Source organism: Amycolatopsis sp. cg13 (assembly GCF_041346965.1).
Classification (GTDB): Bacteria; Actinomycetota; Actinomycetes; order Mycobacteriales; family Pseudonocardiaceae; genus Amycolatopsis.
On record NZ_CP166848.1, the window covers coordinates 1990082 to 2011231 of the forward strand.

3 protein-coding genes are annotated in these 21150 nt (G+C 71.1%); all 3 read right to left on the minus strand.

What is annotated here, in order from left to right; translation table 11 throughout:
* Positions 1 to 2: 2 nt before the first annotated feature.
* The gene (locus AB5I40_RS08805) at positions 3 to 17561 is read right to left on the minus strand and encodes a non-ribosomal peptide synthase/polyketide synthase (protein WP_370937945.1); all 17559 of its coding nucleotides are present in this window, start codon (positions 17559 to 17561) and stop codon (positions 3 to 5) included.
* A 74-nt stretch (positions 17562 to 17635) separates the two neighbouring features.
* The gene (locus tag AB5I40_RS08810; protein WP_370937946.1) at positions 17636 to 18880 is read right to left on the minus strand and encodes a serine hydrolase domain-containing protein; all 1245 of its coding nucleotides are present in this window, start codon (positions 18878 to 18880) and stop codon (positions 17636 to 17638) included.
* Between the two features lie 1005 nt (positions 18881 to 19885).
* Complete coding sequence (locus AB5I40_RS08815; RefSeq protein ID WP_370937947.1) at positions 19886 to 21106, minus strand: MFS transporter; 1221 nt, start codon at positions 21104 to 21106, stop codon at positions 19886 to 19888.
* Positions 21107 to 21150 lie beyond the last annotated feature (44 nt).

The following is a 21150-nucleotide window of genomic DNA, read 5'->3' on the forward strand; positions in this document are numbered from 1 at the left end:
CCTCACGATTCCAGTTCTGCGGCAAGGCGTTCCAGCTCGCTGAGCACGAGGTCTTCGACGGTTTCGGCCAGCGCCGCGACGGTGCGCGCGGCCAGCACGTCGGCCGGGGTGAGCCGGACGTCGAAGAGCGCGCTCGCTTTGGCGGAGATGTGCAGGCTGCGCAGCGAATCGCCGCCGAGGGCGAAGAAGCTGTCCCGCGTGCCGACCCGGTCCGCGCCGAGCACCTCGGCCCAGATCCCGGCGAGCGCGCGCTCGGTCTCCGTCCTCGGTTCGACGTGGCCGGTCTCCGCCGCCCGGGGCGCGGGCAGTGCGCGCCGGTCGAGTTTTCCGTTGGCGCTCACCGGAAGCCGGTCGAGCGCGACGAACACCGACGGCACCAGGTAGTCCGGCAAGGACCGGGCCAGGAACTCCCTGAGCACGTTTTCTCCGGCCGCCGACACGACATAGGCGACCAATTGCTTCGCGCCGGGCTGGTCCTCGCGGACGAGCACCGCGGCCTGCGCGACGTCCGGATGCTTCGCCAGCACGGCCTCGACCTCGCCCGGTTCGACCCGGAACCCGCGCAGTTTGACCTGGTCGTCGCGGCGGCCGAGGAATTCCAGCGTGCCGTCGGGCCGCCAGCGGACGAGGTCGCCGGTGCGGTACATCCGCTCCCCCGGCGGGCCGTCCGGGTCGGCGACGAACCGGTCCGCGGTCAGCCCCGGCCGGTCGCGGTAGCCCCGGGCGAGGCCCGCGCCGGCCAGGCACAGCTCGCCGGGCACGCCCGGCGGCACCGGGCGCAGGTCGGCGTCGAGCACCCGGGCGCGGGTGCCGTCCAGCGGGCGGCCGATCGGGATCCGGTCCGGCGGCGGCGCGTCCATCGGATACGCGGTGGCGAACACCGTCATCTCGGTCGGGCCGTAGCCGTCGACGATCCGCAGTCCCGGACACGCCGCCAGCACCCGCCGCACCGGCTCCGCCGGGACCACGTCGCCGCCGGTCCAGACCTCGCGCAGACCGGTGAAGCACTCCGGCGTTTCCTGGGCCAGGATCCGGAACAGCCCGGCGGTGACCCACACCGCGGTCAGGCCGTGCTCGCGGACGAGGCCGCGCAACAGCGGAGCGTCGAGGCCCGCGTCTGGGCTGGTGACGACCCAGCCGCCGGTGAGCAGCGGCACCCACAGCTCGTAGGTCGCGGCGTCGAACGCGAGCGGCGAGTGCAGCAGGACCCGTTCGTGCGCCCCGCAGCGGAACCGGCGGTCGGCGGCCAGCGCCGCGACGTCGCGGTGGCGCACCACCACGCCCTTCGGGACCCCAGACGAGCCGGACGTGAACATCACGCAGGCCGCCTGATCCGGGTCGACGGTGATGTCCGGATCGCTGTCCGGCTCGTCGTCCAAAGAGGACAGCAGAACCGTCTGGGCGAGCGGATGTTCTTCCGCCGCAACAATGAATCGGACGCCGTCGAGGAGCACTCGCTGTCGTTCGATCGGCGCCCGCGCGTCGATCGGCAGGTACGCGCCGCCCGCCTTGGCCACCGCCAGTTCGGCGACCACCGCGGCCGCGTGGTCCACGGCGAGCCCGACCGGTTCCTCCGGCCGCAGCCCGAGCCCGGCGAGCCGGTTCGCGAGCCGGTTGGCCCGCCGGTTCAGCTCGGCGTAGGTGACCGGTTCGCCGCCGAGCACGGCGGCGAGGGCGTTCGGCCGGACGCGGACCTGGTCGGCGAACAGATCGGGCAGCGACCGCGGTTCCGGTTCGCCGCAGGTGCCGGCCCGTTCCGCAAGCAGCCGGATCTCCGCCGCGGTGATGACCGGGACGTCGCCGAGCGCGCGGTCGCCGTCGGCGGTCAAGCCGGTGAGGATTTCCAGCAGTCGAGCGGCCAGGTCCGTCACTGTCTCGGGGTCGAAGAGCGCCGGGTCGTAGCCGACGTCCACCGACAGCTCCGAACCGGGCGAGGCCACCACGGTGACCGGGAAGTTCGTCGTCTCCCGGGCGGACAGGTCGCGCACGGTCAGGCCGTGTCCGGCCGCCGCTCCGGTGATCGGGTAGTTCTCGAACACCACCAGGCTGTCGCACAGGTTCACGCCGCCCGGCAGGCCCGCCCAGCCCTGGACCCGTGCGAGCGGGACGTGCCCGTGTCCGCGCGCTTCGGCCTGCGCCGCTTGCAGCCGCGCGAGCCAGTCCGCGACGGGAACACCGCGGTCCACAGTGACCCGCACCGGCAGGGTGTTGATGAAGATGCCGGGAATGTCGTCCACTCCAGGCACGTCCGCCGGACGGCCGGACGCGGTCGCGCCGAACACCACGTCGTTCTGTCCACTGTAGACCGACAGCAGCAGCGCCCACGCTCCCTGCAGCACGACGTTGTGGGTGAGGCCGTGGCGTTTCACGAACGCGTCCAGCCGGGCGGTGGCGGACCGGTCCAGGCGCACGGGCAGCCACTCGGCCGAGCACGGGGCGTGGCCGGACGGCGGGGTCCGGTCGCTCGGCAGCTGCGTCGGGCCTTCGACCCCGGCGAGTGCGGTGCGCCAGAACTGTTCGGCGGCGGCCTCGTCGTGCTCGCCCAGCCAGGCGAGGTAGTCGCGGAACGGCGGCCGGGACGGCAATGGCTGCCCGGCGTAGGCGGTGCAGACGTCCGAGAGGATCTGGAAGACGCTCCAGCCGTCGAGCAGGACGTGGTGGAACGTCCACAGCACCAGGACTTCCGTGTCCGAAAGCCGCGCGAGGGCGACGCGCGCCAGCGGCGCGACAGCGAGGTCGAGGCCTTGCGCGCGGTCTTCGGCGAGCAGCCTTGCCAGCTCCGTTTGATGCCCGTCGAGACCGGTCCAGTCGAGGTGCTGGACCGGCAGTTCGGCTTCGCGGTGCACGACTTGGACCGGCTCGTCAACGCCGGTCCAGACGAAGGAGGTGCGCAGCACCGGAATCCGGTCGACGACCTGCTGCCACGCCTCGCCGAGCCGCTGCGGGTCGGTGACGCCTTCGAGTACGAAAGTCGCCTGCTCGAAGTACATGCCCTGCGCGGTCTGGGACAGGCCGTGGAAGACCATCCCGCCTTGCATCGGCGTCAGCGGGTAAATGTCCTCGACGTTCCGGCCTTCGACTAGCTGGTCCACTCCTGCCTGGTCGAGTGCGGCGAGCGGGAAGTCGGACGGGGTGCGTCCGCCCGCGTTCGGTTCGGCGCAGTGCGCGATGATTTCCCGCAGCGCCACCAGCATCTGCTCGGCCAGGGATTCCGCGGTGTCGCCGACGGTGGCGTGGGACCAGGTCAGCTCCAGAACGCCCGCTTCGACCCGGCCGACGACGTCGAGCACGTGGGTCCGGGGCGCGTCCGGGTCGACGTCGGCGTCCAGGCTGCCGACGCGGAACAGCCCGTTTTCGGGGGTGCTGAACTGGCCGAGGTAGTTGAAACTCACCTGCGGATCGATCGCCGGTGCGGTGCCGGTCAGGTAGCGCAGAGCGCCGTAACCGATGCCCCGCCGCGGAACCGCGCGCAGCTGTTCCTTGACCGCCTTCAGCGCGCGACCCCAGTCGTCCGGGACGTCGAGCGCGACCGGGAACATGGTTGTGAACCAGCCGACCGTCCGAGACAGATCGATCCCCTCGAACAGGTCTTCGCGGCCGTGGCCTTCGAGGTCGATCACCGGGATCTCGCCGGTCCAGTCCCGCAGGACGCGGCCCAGCGCGGCCAGCAGCACGTCGTTGACGTGCGTCCGGTAGACCTCGGGGACGTCCTGCAGCAGCGCGCGGGTTTCCTCGGCGGTGAGGCGGACGGCGACCTCGCGGGTGTCGGTTATGACACCCGGGTCGCTTTGCCGCACTGGTGGCAGAGACTTCCAGTGGGCGAGTTCGTCGTCGAAACCGCCTGCCTCGGCGTGTTCGGCGAGCCGTCGGGACCAGGCGAGGAACGACGTCGTCTTCGGTTCGAGGTCTTCGCCGCGGTAGGCGGTTTCCAAGTCCTCCAAGAGAATCCGCCACGAAACGCCGTCGATGACCAGGTGGTGCGCGGCCAGCAGGAGCCGTCGTCCGTCGAGGACCGCGTTCAGCAACGGACCCCGCTTCAGATCGAACTCGGGCTCGCCGACGAGCAGTTCCACCGGTCCGGCCGGATCGCTGTGCTGAGCTTCGTCGAACCGCAGGCGCAGGGCGTCGTGGTGCTCCCAGACCACCTGCAAGGCCCGGCGCAACGCTGGTTCGTCGACGTCCTCGGCGAACTCCAGCACCACCCGCTGGTCGAACCGCTCCGGCTGGGTCTCGAAGTACCAGCGCTGGATCGGCGTGAGCGGCGCTTCGCCGACCACCGGGCCTTGCTCGGCTTTCGGCCCGTGATCGCCGCCCGCGTGCGCGGCCAACGCGGCCAGCGTCGGATGCCGGAACACCTCGTGCGGCAACAGGATCAGCCCGGCCCGGCGAGCCCGGGAAACGACCTGGATGCTGAGGATCGAGTCGCCGCCGAGTTCGAAGAAGTTCGTCTCGGCCCCGACGTCCTCGACACCGAGCACCTCGGACCAGATCCCGGCCAGGACCCGTTCTGCCTCCGTCGCCGGGGCCGTGCGGGCGCCGCTCGCGGCGAACTCCGGGGCGGGCAGCGCGTGCCGGTCGAGTTTTCCGTTGCCGTTCAACGGCAATCGGTCGAGCCGGACGAACGCGGCCGGAATCAGGTAGTCCGGCAGGGTCTGCCCGAGGAACGCGGGCAGCTCGTCCGCGTCGCCGGTGTAGTAGGCGACGAGCCGCTTGACACCGTGGTCCTCGCGGGCCAGCACGGCGGCCTGGGAGATCCCGGGATGCGCGGCCAGCGCGGCCTCGACCTCTCCCGGTTCGATCCGGAATCCACGGATCTTGACCTGCTCGTCCACGCGGCCGGCGAAGTCCAGTTCGCCCAGCGCGGTCCAGCGGACGAGGTCGCCGGTGCGGTACATCCGCTCCCCCGGCGTCCCGAACGGATCGGGCAGGAACCGCTCGGCGGTCAGTCCGGGAGCGCCGTAGTAGCCGCGTGCCAGGCCCGCGCCGGCGAGGTGCAGTTCGCCGAGCGCGCCCGGCGGCACCGGCCGCAGGTCCGGGCCGAGGACGTAGGCCCGCGTGTTGTCCAGCGGTTTCCCGATCGGCACGACGTCCGGCACCGGGCCGAGAACCGGGTGCGACAACGCGAACGTCGTCGTCTCGGTCGGCCCGTAGACGTCCACGACGGTCGTGTCCGGGCAGGCTTCCCGCACTCGTCGCACGGCGGCCGACGGGACGGCGTCGCCCCCGGCCCAGACTTCCCGCAGGCCGCGGAAGATCTCCGGTGCTTCGCGGGCCGCGAGCCGGAAGAGGCCGGTGGTGAGGAAGGCGGCGTCGACCCGGTGCTCGGCGAACAGGCGGCCGATGGTCTCCAGATCGAGGTCTCCGGGAGGGGCGACGACGACCGTGCCGCCGTTGAGCAGCGGCACCCAGAGTTCGTACGTCGAGGCGTCGAAGGCCTGGGACGCGTGCAGCAGGATCCGGTGGTGCGTCGCGAACCGCCGGTCCGCCGCGAGTGCCACGATGTCGCGGCGGCTGGGGGCGACGCCCTTCGGCTTTCCGGTCGAACCCGAGGTGTACATGACGTACGCCAGGTTGGCCGGGTCTGCCTTCGGGAGCCGCACGGCCGCGGTTTGGTCGCCGGGCACGACGATGGGTCCACTGTGGACCTTGCGCGCGGTATCGCGCCAAGCGTCGTCGGTGACCAGGATCTTCACGCCGGACAGGAGGGTCTTGAGCCGCGGCTCGGGGGCGCGGGTGTCCAGCGGCAGGTAGGCGGCGCCGGCCTTGACGATCGCGAGTTCGGCGACGATCAGCCCCGGCGAACGGTCCATCAGCACGCCGACGAGCGTTTCCGGCTTCGCGCCGAGCGACACCAGGTAGCGGGCGAGCCGGCCGGATCGCCGGTCCAGCTCCGCGTAGGTCAGGCGGATTCCGTCGCCCGCCACCGCGACCGCGTCCGGTGCTTGCCGGACCTGCTCGGCGAACAGTTCGGCCAGGTCGCCTTCCGGGAGCGGCTGGCTGGTGTCGTTCCAGTCGTGGAGCACCTGCCGCCGCTCGGCCGCCGTGAGCAGGTCGATGTCCTCCAGCGATCCCGGGCCCGCGCTGAAGGCGTCGAGCACGGCGAGGAGCTGCCTGGTGATCCGCTTGGCGGTTTCGGTGTCGAACAGGTCCGGGTCGTAGCCGACGTCGAGGGTCAGCTGCTCCCCCGGCGACGCGACGACGCTGATCGGATAGTTCGTCGTCTCGGCGGCGTCGACGTCGCGCAACCGCAATCCGGGCGTGGACGCGTTGTCGATCGGATAGTTCTCGAAGACCACGATGCTGTCGAAAAGGCTGCCGCCGCAACCACTCCAGGACTGCAACTTGGTCAGCGGCAAGTGCCCGTAGCGGCGGGATTCGACCTGCGCGGACTGCAGCTGAGCCAGCCACTCCGTCACGTCACCCCCGGTCACGGTGGCCCGCACGGGCAGGGTGTTGATGAAGATCCCGGTGATGTCGTCCGCGCCGGGCAGATCAACCGGACGGCCGGAAACCGTGGTGCCGAAGCAAACGTCGCGCTCGCCGCTGAGCCGGGCCAGCACCAGCGCCCACGCGCCCTGCAGGACGGTGTTGAGCGTGAGACCGGCGCGGCGAGCGAAGTCCCGTAGCCGTCCCGAGTTCTCGACCGGCACGCGCAGCCATTCCGACGACCGGGAGGTGTGCGCCTGCGCCGGAGCGCGGTCATAGGGCAGCCGGGCCGGTGCGACGAGACTGCCGAGCTCGCGCCGCCAGTGCTCCTCGGCCGCGGCGTCGTCCTGTCGGTCCAGCCAGGCTACGTAGTCACGGAACGGCGGCCGCTCGGGAAGCTCGGCGCGGGCGTAGGCGGCGAAGACGTCGGACAGCACGCCGAAGACGCTCCAGCCGTCGAGCAAGACGTGATGGAACGTCCACAACACTCGGACTTCGGTGTCCGACAACCGCGCGAAAGCCAGACGCAGCAACGGCATTTCGGTGAAGTCGAGCCCTTGGGCCCGGTCGGCGGCGAGCAGGTCCTGCCACGCCTGGTCGCGCTCGTCCGGCGTCCGGCCGCGCCAATCGTGCCGGGCGATCGGGACCGCGACCTGCCGCTGCACGACCTGGACCGGCTCGGGCACGCCCTCCCAGGCGATCCGCGTCCGCAGCACCGGCGTCCGATCGACTACCTGCTGCCAGGCCCGTTCCAGCGCGGCCAGGTCAGTTTCGCTCCGGACGCCGTCGAGCACGAAGCCGACCTGCTGGAAGTAGACGCGTTCGCCGGGCTGGGACAGCGCGTGGAACACCATCCCGGACTGCATCGGAGTCAGCGGGTAGACGTCCTCGACCTCCCGGCCGTCGCCGACCAATTCGTCCACAGTGGACTGATCGAGTGCGGCCAGCGGGAAGTCCGACGGCGTCCGGCCGCCCGCTCCCGGCTCCGCGCAATGCCGGATGATCTCGCGCAACGCAGTGGTCATCGCGGCGGCGAGGGTGTCCATAGTGGACCGATTGTGGACGCCTTCGGCGTAATACCAGGTCAATTCCAGCTCGCCGGTCTCGACGCGGCCGACGACGTCGAGCAGGTGCGCGCGAGCCGAGCGCGGGCTTTCGTCGGAATCCAGCCGGCCGGAGCCGAACTGTCCGAGATAGTTGAAACTCACCTGCGGGTCGATCTCCGGTGCGGCACCGGTCAAGTACCGCAACGCGCCGTACCCGATCCCCCGGCGCGGCACCGCGCGCAGCTGCTCCTTGACGGACTTGAGCGCCGCGCCCCAGTCGTCCGGGACGTCCAGCGCCACCGGGAAGACCGTGGTGAACCAGCCGACCGTCCGGGACAGATCGACGTCGTCGAACAGCTCCTCGCGGCCGTGGCCTTCCAAATCGACCACGGGCGTCCCGCCGGTCCAGTCGCGCAGGACGCGGCCGAGCGCGGTCAGCAGCACGTCGTTGACCTGCGTGCGATAGGCCTTCGGGACATCGCGCAGCAGCGCGCCGGTCTCCGCCGCGGACAGCCGGACGGTCACCGAACGCATCGAAGCGACAGTCGCGTCGCCTCGGCCGTCGACCGGCGCCGTGGTCCGCCCGGACACGCCCCGCCAGTAGCCGAGTTCGTCGTCGAATCCGCCTGCGGCGGCGTGCTCGGCGAGCCGGATCGCCCAGTCGCGGAAGGACGTCGTGCGCGGGCCGAGATCGATCGGTTGGCCTTCCAGCACCTGGTTGTAAGCGCGTTCGAAGTCCTCGATGAGCACGCGCCACGAGACGCCGTCGACCACGAGGTGGTGCACGGAAAGCCGGTCCTGGTCGAAGCTGACCAGCGGGGTCTCGGCGCCGACCGGGCCGTTCTCCTGCAGCCAGTGGGTTTCGCCGCGGGCGAAGCGTATCCGGAGCGCGTCGTGGTGCGTCAGCAGCGCCTCGACGGCCGCGCGCGCCGCGTCCGGATCGACAGTGCCCAGCCGGACGAACTGGTGGAAATGGTCCGGCTCGGCGGTTTGCGTCGCGAAGAACCAGCGCTGGATCGGGGTCAGCGGCACCGGACCGTGGACCGGGCCCCGTTCGACTGCCGCCGTCGAGGTGCGGGCCGCCGCGGCGAGCGCGGCCGGGGTGCGGTGCGCGAACAGGTCGCCGGGTTGCAACTCCAACCCGGCCCGGCGAGCGCGCGAGACCACCTGCATGCTGAGGATCGAATCGCCGCCCAGCTCGAAGAAATCGTCCGTCGCGCCGACGCGGTCCACGCTGAGCACGTCGGCCCAGATCTCCGCGATCGTGCGTTCGCGCTCGGTCCGCGGCGCGACGTGGTCCCGCGCGCCGAATTCGGGGGTCGGCAGCGCCTGCCGGTCGAGCTTCCCGTTGACGTTCACCGGGAACCGCTCCAGCCGGACGAACGCGGCGGGCACCATGTAGTCCGGCAGCGTCCGGCCGAGGAATTCCGCCAGGCCGCCGGTTTCGCCGACGACGTAAGCGACCAGGCGCTTCACGCCGCCGTCCTCGCGGGCCAGCACGGCGGCTTGTTCGACGCCGGGGTGCTCGCCGAGCGCGGCTTCGATCTCGCTCGGCTCGACCCGGAAGCCGCGGATCTTGACCTGCTCGTCGGCGCGGCCGACGAACTCCAGCGCGCCCTCGTCGTTCCACCGCACCAGGTCGCCGGTGCGGTACATCCGCTCCCCCGGAGGCCCGAACGGATCCGCGACGAACCGCTCGGCGGTCAGCCCGGAGCGGCCGAGGTAGCCGCGCGCCAGTCCCGCGCCGGCGATGTGCAGCTCGCCGGGCGCACCGGGCGGGGCGAGCCGGAGGTCGTCGTCGAGGACGTACACGCGGGTGTGGTCGAGCGGCCCGCCGATCGGGACGACGTCCGGGACCTCGCCGGGCAGCGGGTGCACGGTCGCGAACGTGGTGGTCTCGGTGGGGCCGTAGACGTCGGCGACCAGGGTGTCCGGGCAGGCCGCCTGGACCCGGCGCAGCGCGGCCGCGGGGACGGCGTCGCCGCCGGTCCAGACTTCCCGCACGCCCGCGAAAACCTCCGGCGATTCCTGCGCGACCAGCCGGAACAGCCCGGTGGTGAGGAACGCGCCCGTCACGTCGTGCGTGGTGAGCGAGCGGCCGAGCGTCTCGACGTCCACGTCTCCCGGCGGGGCCAGCACGACGGTGCCGCCGTTGAGCAGCGGGACCCACAGTTCGTAGGTCGCGGCGTCGAAAGCTTGTTGCGAGTGCAGCAGAATCCGGTCGTGCCGGGCGAACCGCTGGTCGATGGCGAGGGCCACGACGTCGCGATGCCGTGCCGAAACGCCCTTCGGACGGCCGGTCGAACCGGAGGTGTAGATGACGTACGCGAGCTGCTCGGGATCGACGCGGACGGCTGGCGGCGTGTCCGTGGCACCGCTTTCGCCGGTGATGATGGTGCCGGTGTGGACCTCCTCGGCGGTGGCCAGCCACGCCGCGTCGGTTACTACGATGTTTGCTTCAGCCTCTTGCACGAGCAGCCGCAACCGTTCGGCCGGAGCACGCAGGTCCAGCGGCAGGTAGGCACCACCGGCCTTGATGATCGCCAGTTCCGCGACGACGAGTCCCGGCGAGCGGTTCATCAGGACGGCGACCCGGTCCTCCGCCTGGATGCCTGCCTCGATCAGCCGATGCGCCAGCCGGTTCGCGCGGACGTCGAGCTCGCGGTAGGTGATCTGCTCGTCGTCCGTCACCAGTGCGACGGCATCCGGGGTGCGGCGGGCCTGGGCCTCGAACAGCTCCGGCACCGCCTTGGCCGGGAGCGGACGAGCAGTCTCGTTCCGCTCGGCGAGCAGGTGCGTGACCTCGGCCGCGGACAGCATCGGCACCCGGGACAACGGCTCGTGCGGTGCCGCGATCATGCCCCGGACCAGCGCTTCGAGGTGCGCCGCGAGCCTTGCCGCCGCGGTGTCGCCGATCCGCGCGGGGTCGTGCGTGAGGATCATCGACAACCGGCGTCCGGGGTAGGCGACGACGCCCAGCGGGTAGCTGGTCCGCTCGGCCGCGCGGATGTCGCGCAGCTGCGACACCTCGTCGATCGGGTAGTTCTCGAAGACGACGATGCTGTCGAACAGGCTGCCGCCGCCGCTCCACGCCTGCAGCTTGGTCAGGCCGACGTGCCCGAAGCGACGCGATTCCGCTTGTGCTGCTTGAAGATCGCGCAACCAGTCCGCGACCCCGCGCGTGCCGTCGAGCCGGACCCGCACCGGCAGCGTGTTGATGAAGATGCCGGGAATGTCGTCCGCACCGGGCAATTCCGCCGGGCGGCCGGACACCGTCGCGCCGAAGCACACCTCGGTTTCGCCGCTGTAGCGCGCCAGCAACGCGGCCCAGGCACCTTGGACGAGGGTGTTGACCGTCAGCCGGTGTCGCCGCGCGAAGGCGTAGACGGCTGTTGACGTCTCGTCGTCCAGTTCCACCGCGATCCGGCCGGTCGAACTCGACGTGTGCGTGCGGACGGCCGGACGTTCGAGGGGCAGCGGAGTCGGCGTCACTCCGGCGAGTTCGGTTCGCCAGTGTTCCTCGGCGCGCTCGTCGTCTTGGGCGGCGAGCCAGGCGGCGTAATCGCGGAACGGCGGGCGGACGGGCGGTTCTTCGCCGCGCAGCAGGGCGACGACGTCGGAGAGGATGCCGAAGACGCTCCAGCCGTCGAGGAGGACGTGGTGGAAGGTCCAGAGGACGCGCACCTTCGTGGCGGATTCCCGCGCGATGACCAACCGCGCGAGCGGGGCCTGGGCGAGGTCGAATCCTTCGGCCAGGTCTTGCGCCAGCAGCTGTTCTAGCGCTTGTTCTGGATCCACAGTGGACCAGTCCACGTAGGACACGGGCAGTTCGACAGCGCGCTGCACGACTTGCAGCGGCTGCGGCACGCCGTCCCACACGATGCGGCTGCGCAGGATCGGAGTCCGCTCGACAATCCGCTGCCACGCCTCGCCGAGCCGCTGCGGATCCGGGACCTCGTCCACAGTGAACGAAACCTGTTCGAAGTAGACCCGGTCGCCGGGCTGGGCGAGGTCGTGGAACACCATCCCGGCCTGCATCGGCGTCAGCGGGTAGATGTCCTCGACGTCCCGGCCGTCGCCGACAAGCGCGTCCACTCCTGCTTGGTCGAGCCCGGCCAGCGGGAAGTCCGACGGCGTCCGGCCGCCCGCTCCCGGCTCCGCGCAATGCCGGACGATCTCGCGCAGCGCCTCGGCCATCGCCGCAGCGAGACGGTCCACAGTGGACTTCTCGTGGACGCCCTCCGCGTAGTGCCAGGCCAGCTCCAGCTCGCCGCCCTCAACGCGACCGACGACCTCCAGCAGGTGCGGCCGGACGGTGTCCGGCGAGACGTCCAGCGCGAGTTCGCGGTGCAGGGTCAGTCCGCCGGGCAGATCGAACTGGCCGAGGTAGTTGAAGCTCACCTGCGGTTCGATCACCGGCGCGGACCCGGCCAGATACCGCAGCGCGCCGTAGCCGATCCCCCGTCGCGGGACCGCGCGCAGCTGCTCCTTGACCGCCTTCAGCGCCGCGCCCCAGCCGTCCGGGACGTCCAGCGCTACCGGGAACATGCTGGTGAACCAGCCGACCGTCCGCGACAGGTCGACGCCGTCGAACAGCTCCTCGCGGCCGTGCCCTTCGAGGTCGACGACCGGCTGGCTCCCGGTCCAGTCCCCCAGCACCCGGCCCAGCGCGGCCAGCAGCACGTCGTTGACCTGTGTCCGGTAGGCCTGCGGCACCTGGCGCAGCAACGCGTGCGTCTCGTCCGCGGTGAGCCGGGCCGTGACGACGCGAGCCTGGCCGAACGTGTTCTCCGCGGTGCCGTCGACCGGCAGCGGTGTCGGCGCGGGCAGTTCCCACCAGTGCGCGAGTTCGTCGTCGAAGCCGCCTGCTTCCGCGTGCTCGGCCAGCTTTTGCGCCCACTCGCGGAAGGACGTCGTCCGCGGGCCGAGGTCGATCGGTTCGCCGCGCACGGCCTGCTGGTAGGCGCGGTCGAGGTCTTCGAGCAGCAGCCGCCACGACACGCCGTCGACCACCAGGTGGTGCGCGGCAAGGTGCAGCGTCCGCGGCTCGCCGGACAGCGACCACCGCAGGAGCGTGTGCCCTTCGCCGACAGCGGCATTGTGCTGATGCCAAGCGTCGCGGTCGTGGCTGAACCGCATCCGCAGCGCGTCGTGCTGCTCGGACAATGCGGCCAGCGCGGAGATCAGCGCGGTCAAGTCGACGTCAGCGGGGAGTTCGACGGCGATCGTCTGGTCGAAGCGGTCCGCGCCCAGGCCGAAGAACCAGTGCTGGATCGGGGTCAGGACGACGTCGCCGCTTTCCGGGCCGCGCGCGGCGACCGCCGTGGCCTCTCCGACGGTCGGGGCGAGTGCCGCGATGGTCTGGTGGCGGAACAGGTCGGCGGTGGTCACGCTGAGCCCCGCTTGCCGGGCGCGGGCGCTCACCTGGATGCTCAGGATCGAATCGCCGCCGAGGGCGAAGAAGTTGTCGTCCACGCTGACGCGATCGAGACCGAGCACGTCGGCCCAGATCCCGGCGAGCACTGCCTCCCGTTCGGTGCGCGGGGCGACCGTCCGCTCGCTGGACGTCCGCGGCTCCGGCAGGGCGCGACGGTCGACCTTGCCGTTCGCCGTAAGCGGCAGCCCGGCCAGCGGGACCAGCACCGACGGCACCATGTAGTCCGGCAGCGTGCGGGCGACGGCCTGGCGGAGCGCCTCGGTGTCCAGCGTTGCCGGGACCACGTAACCGACCAACTGCTTGCGCCCGCCGATGGCCCGGATGGTCACGAACGCCTGGGTCACGTCTTTTTCGGCCGCCAGCGCGCGTTCGATCTCGGCCGGTTCGACGCGGAAGCCGCGGATCTTGACCTGGTCGTCCACGCGGCCGAGGAATTCGAGCGTCCCGTCGGTGCGCCAGCGGCCGAGGTCGCCGGTCCGGTACATCCGGTCTCCCGGATTGCCGAACGGGTCGGCGACGAACCGGTCCGCGGTCAGGCCCGGCTGGCCGAAGTAGCCGCGCGCGAGCCCGGCTCCCGCGATGCACACCTCGCCGGCCGCGCCGCGCGGCAGCAGGCGGAGCCGGTCGTCGACGACGCGGATCCGGACGTCCCGCAGCGGCGTGCCGATCGGGATGACGTCGGGGACCTCCTTCGTGATCCGGAAGGAGGTGGCGAAGGTGGTGGTCTCGGTCGGGCCGTAGCCGTCCACCACGGCGATGCCGGGGCAGCTGTCGAGGACCCGTTGCACGGCGGGCGGCGGCACGACGTCGCCGCCGGTCCAGACCTCGCGCAGCCCGGCGAAGCATTCGGGCGTCTCCTCGGCGAAGAGTCGGAAGAGGCCTGCGGTCAGCCAGAGTGCAGTGATTTCCAGCCGTTGGATCACCTCGGCGTCCAGATCGCCGGGCGGCGCGACGACCACGGTGCCGCCGTTGAGCAGCGGCACCCACAGCTCGTAGGTGGAGGCGTCGAAGGCGAGCGGAGAATGCAGCAGGACTCGCTCGTGGCCTGCGAAGCGCGGGTCGGTCGCGAGTGCAGCGACGTCCGCGTGCCGCACCGCCACGCCCTTCGGGACGCCGGTGGACCCGGACGTGTACTCGACGTAGGCCAGGTTCTGGCCGCTCAGCGTGATTTCCGGTGCGGCGGAAGGCTCGTCGACGTCCTTGACGACCAGCGACGTTCCCTTGTGGACAGTGACGGCGGTGTCGTGCCAGGTGTCGTCGGTGAGCACCAGCGACACTCCGTCGAGGACGCGGCGCAGGCGATCGGCCGGAGCCCGCAGATCCAGGGGCAGGTAGGCCGCGCCTGCCTTGAGGATCGCCAGCACGGCCACGACGAGGTTGGCCGAGCGGTCCAGCAGCACGCCGACCCGCTCCTCCGGCCGGACGCCGCGCCGGATCAGGTGCCGCGCGAGACGGTTCGCCCTCGCCTGCAGTTCCGCGTAGCTCAGGCTGGTGTCGCCGCACACCACGGCTGGGGCGTCCGGACTTTGCTCAGCGCAGCGATCGAACAGCTCCGGAACCGTCCCGGCTCGCGCGCTTTCGGGCGGGCCTGGCAGCAAAAACCGGCGGTCTTCGGCGGTGAGCAGCGGGAGATCGCCCACCGGCCGCGCCGGGTCGGCAGCGATCCCAGTGAGCAGCACTTCCAGGCTCAACGCGAGACGTTCGATGGTCGCGGCGTCGAAGAGCGCGGTGGCGTACTCGACGGTGACGCGCAGGCCGTCGGGTCGCGGCCAGAACTCCACCACCAGGTCAAACCGCGCCGAAGGCCGGGGCAGCGCGTACTCGCTGGCCTGCAGCCCGGCGACCGTGCGCTCCGACACCAGCGGGCGTTGCAGGACGACAACGGCCTGCACCAACGGCGTCCGCGACGGGTCGCGTTCGGGCTGGACTTCCTCCACCACGCGGTCGAACGGGACGTCGCTGTGCGCGAACGCGGCCAGCACGGTTTCGCGGAACTCGGCCAGGAACCGGTCGAACGGCTGTGCACCGTCCACTGAGGACCGCAGCACGAGCGTGTTGACGAAGAATCCGGTCAGCGGCTCGAGTTCGGCGCGGTCGCGGCCGGACACCGCCGTGCCGACCGCGACGTCGCGCTGGCCGCTGTAAGCAGCCAGGACCGTCTGGACGGCCGCGGTCAGCGTCATGAACAACGTCGCGCCCTGCGTTCGGCCTGCTTCGGCGACCCGGCGGACCAGGTCGGCGGGCAGGTCGTGCCGGTGCACCGCGCCTTCCGTGGTGCGCTGCGGGGGCCGCGGACGGTCGGTCGGGAGCGCGAGCGGTTCGAGGCCGTCGAGGGTCTCGCGCCAGTAACCGAGCTGGTCGAGACGTTCGGACGCCAGCCGCCACCGGGTGTAGTCCTGGTAGCCGAGCGGCAGCGGGGGCAGGGTCTTGCCGCCGTAAAGGTCGAGAAGTTCGTCGGTGAGCACGGCGATCGACCGGCCGTCCGTGACGATATGGTGCTGGCACACCACAAGCAGGTGCGCGCCCGGCTCCGACGGGAACAGCACGGCTCGGGTCAACGGTCCCGTCCGCAGGTCGAACGGCGCACTCAATTCGGTCTTCAGCACGTCGTCGTCCGGGACGGAATCCGCTATCCTCAACGGGATTTCCCCGGTCGGCGCGATTCGCTGCATCCCTTGTCCGGCAACGGAATCGAACGTCGTGCGCAGCGATTCGTGCCGGGCGCACAGGGCAGCCAACGCCGTGCGCAGGGCGGCGAGGTCAAGCGGGCCGGACAGGCGGATCCCGACGCCGGTGTTGTATTCGGAGCTGCCGCCGGTCATTTCGTCGAGGAACCACAACCGCCGCTGCGCCGGGGACAGCGGAAGCAGCTCCGTCGGCGACGCGACCGGGATCGCCTGCTCGGCTCGCGGGCCGTTTTCCAGGTGCAGCGCGAGCTTTTCCACACTGGGCGCGTCGAACAGCGCCCGTGCCGAAAGATCCGCGCCGAACGCCCGGCGCAAGCGGGACAGCGCCTGCACCGCCAGGATCGAATCACCGCCCAGGGCGAAAAAATCGTCGTCCACGCCGATCCGGTCCAGGCCCAGCACCTCGGCGAGGATCTCGGCGACCGCGCGTTCGATAGCCGTCCTCGGCTCAGTCCCGGCGTCCGCCGATTCCGCCGACGGCGCGGGCAGGGCTTTCCGGTCGACCTTTCCGTTGGCACTCAAGGGAAGCTCGTCCAGCACGACAATCGCCGAAGGCACCTGATAGTCCGGCAATACCGCCGCGACAACGGCTTTCAGGTCTTTTCGCGGCGCATCCGGCACCAGCACGACGTACGCGACCAGACGCTTCGTGCCCGGCCCGTCCGCCCGCGCGACGACCACTGCCTCCGCGACGGTGTCGTCCGCGGCGAGCACAGTCTCGATTTCGCCGAGTTCCACCCGGAAACCGCGGATCTTGACCTGGTCGTCGGCGCGGCCGAGGAATTCCAGCTCGCCCTCGTCGTTCCAGCGGACCACGTCGCCGGTGCGGTACATCCGCTCGCCGGGCACGCCGGGGTCGGCGACGAACTTCTCCGCCGTCGCCCCGGGACGCGCCCAGTAGCCGCGCGCGAGCCCGGCGCCGGCCAGGTGCAGCTCGCCGGGTGCACCGGGAGCGACCGGATTCAACGCGTCGTCCAGCACATACGCGCGGACGCCGTCCAGCGGGCGGCCGATCGGCATCGCGGTGACGTCCGCCGACTGGGCCGCGTGCGCCGTCGCGAAGGTGGTGGTCTCGGTCGGGCCGTACCCGTCGACCACGGTGACGCCGGGGCACGCGCGCAGCACCCGCCGCACCGCGCCGGCCGGGACGACGTCGCCACCGGTCCAGACCTCTCGCACGCCCTGGAAACAATCCGGCGCTTCCTGCGCGACGACCCGGAACAGGCCAGCCGTCAGCCAGACCGCGCCGACGTCGTACCGGGCGATGACCTCGCGGAGGCTCTCCACGTCGAGGTCGCCGGGCGGCGCGACCACGACGGTGCCGCCGGTCAGCAACGGCACCCACATCTCGTAGGTCGAGGCGTCGAAAGCGGCCGGCGAGTGCAGCAGCACCCGCCGATGCGCGTCCCCCGCGAACCTCCGGTCAGCCGCGAGCGCCGCGACGTCCCGATGCCGGACCGCGACCCCCTTGGGTTGTCCGGTCGATCCGGACGTGTGCACCAGATACGCCAGATTGTCCGGATGCACTGCCACGGAAGGAAAATCCGCTTTCGGCAACGGCCGTCCGAGTACCGCGATCTGTCCACTGTGGATTTCCGCCGCGCGGACCGGGTCGTCGGTCAGCAGCACCGTGACCCCGGCTTCGACGAGCAGCGTCCGCAACCGGCTGTCCGGCGCGCGCCGGTCGAGCGGCACGTACGCGCCGCCGGCGGCGACCACGGCCAGTTCCGCGACGACCAGCTCGGCCGACCGCTGCGCCAGCACCCCTACCCGGTCCTCCGGGCGCAGCCCCAGCCGCAGCAGGTACGCGGCCAGCCTGCTCGCCGCGTCGGCCAGTTCGGCGTACGTCAGCCGGGCCGCGCCGTCCACGGCGAGCGCGTCCGGAGCCTTTCGCACCTCGGCCGCGAACAGCTCCGGCAGGGCGGCGGTCGCGTCCGGTTCGGCCGGGATGTCTTGGGCGGTCATCGTTTTCGCTACCTTCCGGGCACACCAAGGGATCCCGCCTGGCGCGGGTGGGGACGAGGAGTTCGGGGAGCTGCTCAGCACCGCCGCGCGAGCCGGCCGCCGATTTCGACGGCGGTCGCCGCGCCGGGCTCGCCGCGGAACCGCCCGCACGGGGTGGCGCGGCCGGTCGCCGGATCGCGGACGGTGAACGTGCCGTCGGCGTACCGGGCCAGTTCGGGGAAGACGTCGCCGTCCACGTCGAGACACGCGCCGCCTACGGCGTCCGGACGGATCGTGTACCCGATGGCGCCGTTGCGGAAACTGCCGAAATCGCCGTCCGGCATGGGAATCGGGCAGGATTCCGCAATCTGGACGCGCTGGGGCGGGAGACCGAATTCCGGCAGTTCGCCGACCAGGTCGTGCCAGAGGTCGGTGCCCCCGGCCCCGTTGGCGGTCAGCGCGAGCACGCAGGCGCCGGCCTGGTCGATCCGCAGGTGACACGAGGTGCCGTCGGCCGTTCCGTCGTGTCCGAGCCAGCGGGATTCCTCGTCCCCGAAGCAGGCCAGCCCCAGCCCCCAGCCGTCCGCGAGGCCGAACGGTTCCGCGCCCGGCACCGGCCGGTGCAGGTCACTCGCTGTCACGACGTCGAGCAGCCCCGGTTTGCCGAGGTGGACCCGCCCGAGCGCGACGAGGTCGCGGGCGCTGAGCGCGAGCGCGCCCGCCGGGTCCAGCATCGGCGGCAGCACCTGCGCGAGCGGACGCTCGCCGTCGCGCGCGTGCCCGGTCGCGATGCCAGGGCTGTCGACGTAAACGGGCTCGATCTCCAAGGGCCGCAACAGGATCGACTCGACCGCGTGACGCCAGCGCATCCCGGTGACGTCTTCGATCAGCTCGCCGGCCAGCGCGTAGCCGAGGTTGGAATAGGAGAACGCGGTCCCCGGCTCGCAGACGAACTCCGCGGCCCGCACTTCCTTCCGGCAGGACCCGGCGGCGTCGGCCGGGTCCGAGGGCAGCCCGCTGGTGTGGCTCAGCAGCCCGCGCAGGGTCAGCGAGCCGGGAAGGGCCGGATCGCCGAGGATCTCGCCGACCGGCTGGTCCAGCTCGAGATCGCCGTCCGAGACGAGCATCATCGCCAGCGTCGCGGTCGCCACCTTGGTGACTGAGCCGATCGGCACGCGCGAGCTCTCCCGCATCGGCCGGCCGCGGCTCGCGACACCGGTCTGGACCACTGCGGTCTCGCCGCCGGCCCAGACCGCGACCTGCGCTCCCGGCACCCGATGCCGGGCGGTCAGCCGCGGGAGCACGGCGGCCAGCCGGTCCGCACAGCCCACGCCGGGCACCGGGCGCGGTCTCGGGACTTCGAATCTTTCTTTCCGGGAGTGCATGACCAGACCTTTCGAATACTCGTAGGAGCCGCACGAGGAATTGCCCCCTGCTCGCGCGGCACTAGCCCCAGCACAACGCGGACGCCATCGAGCCCAAACCCGCGCTGGAATCCATACCCTGCCTAGCACGGTTGCACTCCAGCAACCGCCAAACGAAGGACTCCCGCATACCCCGCTTCGCACCCTGCGTCACACATTGCCGAGACCATTCTAAAATATGAACAACGGACTCACACCTCGGGGCGAACACAGATAACCGGAAGATCAGCCTTCGCATTCGGCGGATCTTCCTCCCGCGCACGGCACCGATTCCCGTTGCGCCGACCAGCGTAAACCCGCCTTTCCCGAGGCCGCCGGAACGGCGATCGCCACCAAAGAACTGGTGCCAACAGCGGTCGCCGTTACCCCGACCGCAGCAACATCGCCGCCGCGCGCCCGACTCCGGTGCCAGCACGGGAAAAGATCACCGCCCGCCTTCGCCGATAACGCCCCCGGACAGGTAGCGCGACAAGTCGATCTCACGGAATCAGGGAATCCGCCCGCTAAACCTCACCCGATCACCGGAAGATTCCGGCGGCTCCCCGACTCGCGGAATTCGTTCCCGGCAGACCGCCACACGAATGGCGCGCGACGGCAGTAGCACTTACCGCCAGGCAACCCGCGCCTGCGGTGTTTCGGTCCCGCTCGAGTGCGCACTGCCTCCGCCGATTCCGTCACAAGCACCTCCGCCCGCACAGTCGCCGCCGCCGAGCGAAACGTTGCAGCTTCTCCGCGACCAATAGCCGAACAGCGGAACCGCCTTCTTGAGGACCCGGAGGAAATGCCCGCTGTCGGCAGACTGCCAATAAGAGGACTATTCCAAGAAGGACAGTAAAGAAAACCATACGGCCGGTTGCCCGGTCATTGACGATCAGCCCGGGTGACATCCACTGAGGACATTTCCGTCGCTTTTCCCACCCGTCACCCGGACGATCGCCCGTTCCGCATCGCCCGAAGAAGCACCGGCAATGCGACGACCAACGCGATCCCCCGCACCGCCCCCGCCACCGGATACGCCGCCCGGATGCCGAGCACGTCCGCGACCATCCCGCCCGCCAGCGATCCCAGCGGCATCAGTCCCCAGCCCAGCATCCGGTAGACACTGTGCACCCGCCCGCGCAGTTCCGTCGGCGCCGCCTGCTGGCGCAGGCTGACCGTGACCACGCTCCAGAGCGTCGTGGCGAACCCGTTAATCCCCAGCAGTACCCCGAGAACGACCGCATTCGGACTGGCCCCGATGAGCACGAAGATCACCGCGTTGGCGACCAAGGCGGCCAGCAACGCTTGCAGCGCCCCGATTTTCGCCACGACCCGCGCGTTGACCATCCCGCCGAGCACACTCCCGGCCGCCGCCCCCGCGAGCAGCACGCCGTAACCGCGCTCGCCGACGTGCAGGATCTGCGTCGCGAGCAGCACCACCGTCACGTTCCCGAGCTGGTAGCAGAACGTGTTCACCGCCAGCAGCCCCGCCAACGCGCGCAACAGCCGATGCCGCCCGAGCCAGCGCACCCCCTCCACCACCGCGACCCGAATCGGCGGCTGCGCGACCTGCGGCAACGGACGCCTCGGGAGGGTCGCCAGCAACACGGCAGACACGGCGAACGACACCGCGTCCACACCGAACGGCAACGCCGCCGCGCCCGCGAACAGCAGGCTGCCGATCGGCGGCCCGACGAACAACTGCCCGGCATTGGCGATCGCGTACTGACTGCCGTTCGCCCGATGCAGCTGCGCCTCCGCGACAAGATCCGGCAACACCGCGAGCGACGCGTTGGCGAACACGACCTCGCACGCACTGAGCGCGAATCCCATGGCCGCGAGGCCCGCGATGTCGATCCGCCCCAGCCAGATCATCGCGGCGGCCACCGCGACGATCGCCGCCTGCACGGCTTGCGACCGCCACAACAAGCCGACGCGATCGCGCCGGTCCACGAGCGCGCCCGCGGGCAGGGAGAGCAGGAGCCAGGGCAGGTACGTCGCCGCCGAGACGACCGAAACCAGCACCGGATCGCGCGTGATCGTGATGGTGAGCAGCGGAACGGCGGCCGCGAAAACCCCGTCGCCGACGTTGTCCACCGCCGAGGCCCACCACAACCGCCAGTACGAGGCGGGGAGCCTGGCGCGGGAGTCGGATTCCTTCATGTGGGGGATGGTTCCTGACTCGAACATGTGTTCGCCATCATGTA

Coding starts and splice junctions, on each gene's coding strand:
- AB5I40_RS08805 (WP_370937945.1), bottom strand. CDS start 17,561: ATGACCGCCCAAGACATCCCGGCCGAACCGGACGCGACCGCCGCCCTG.
- AB5I40_RS08815 (WP_370937947.1), bottom strand. CDS start 21,106: ATGAAGGAATCCGACTCCCGCGCCAGGCTCCCCGCCTCGTACTGGCGG.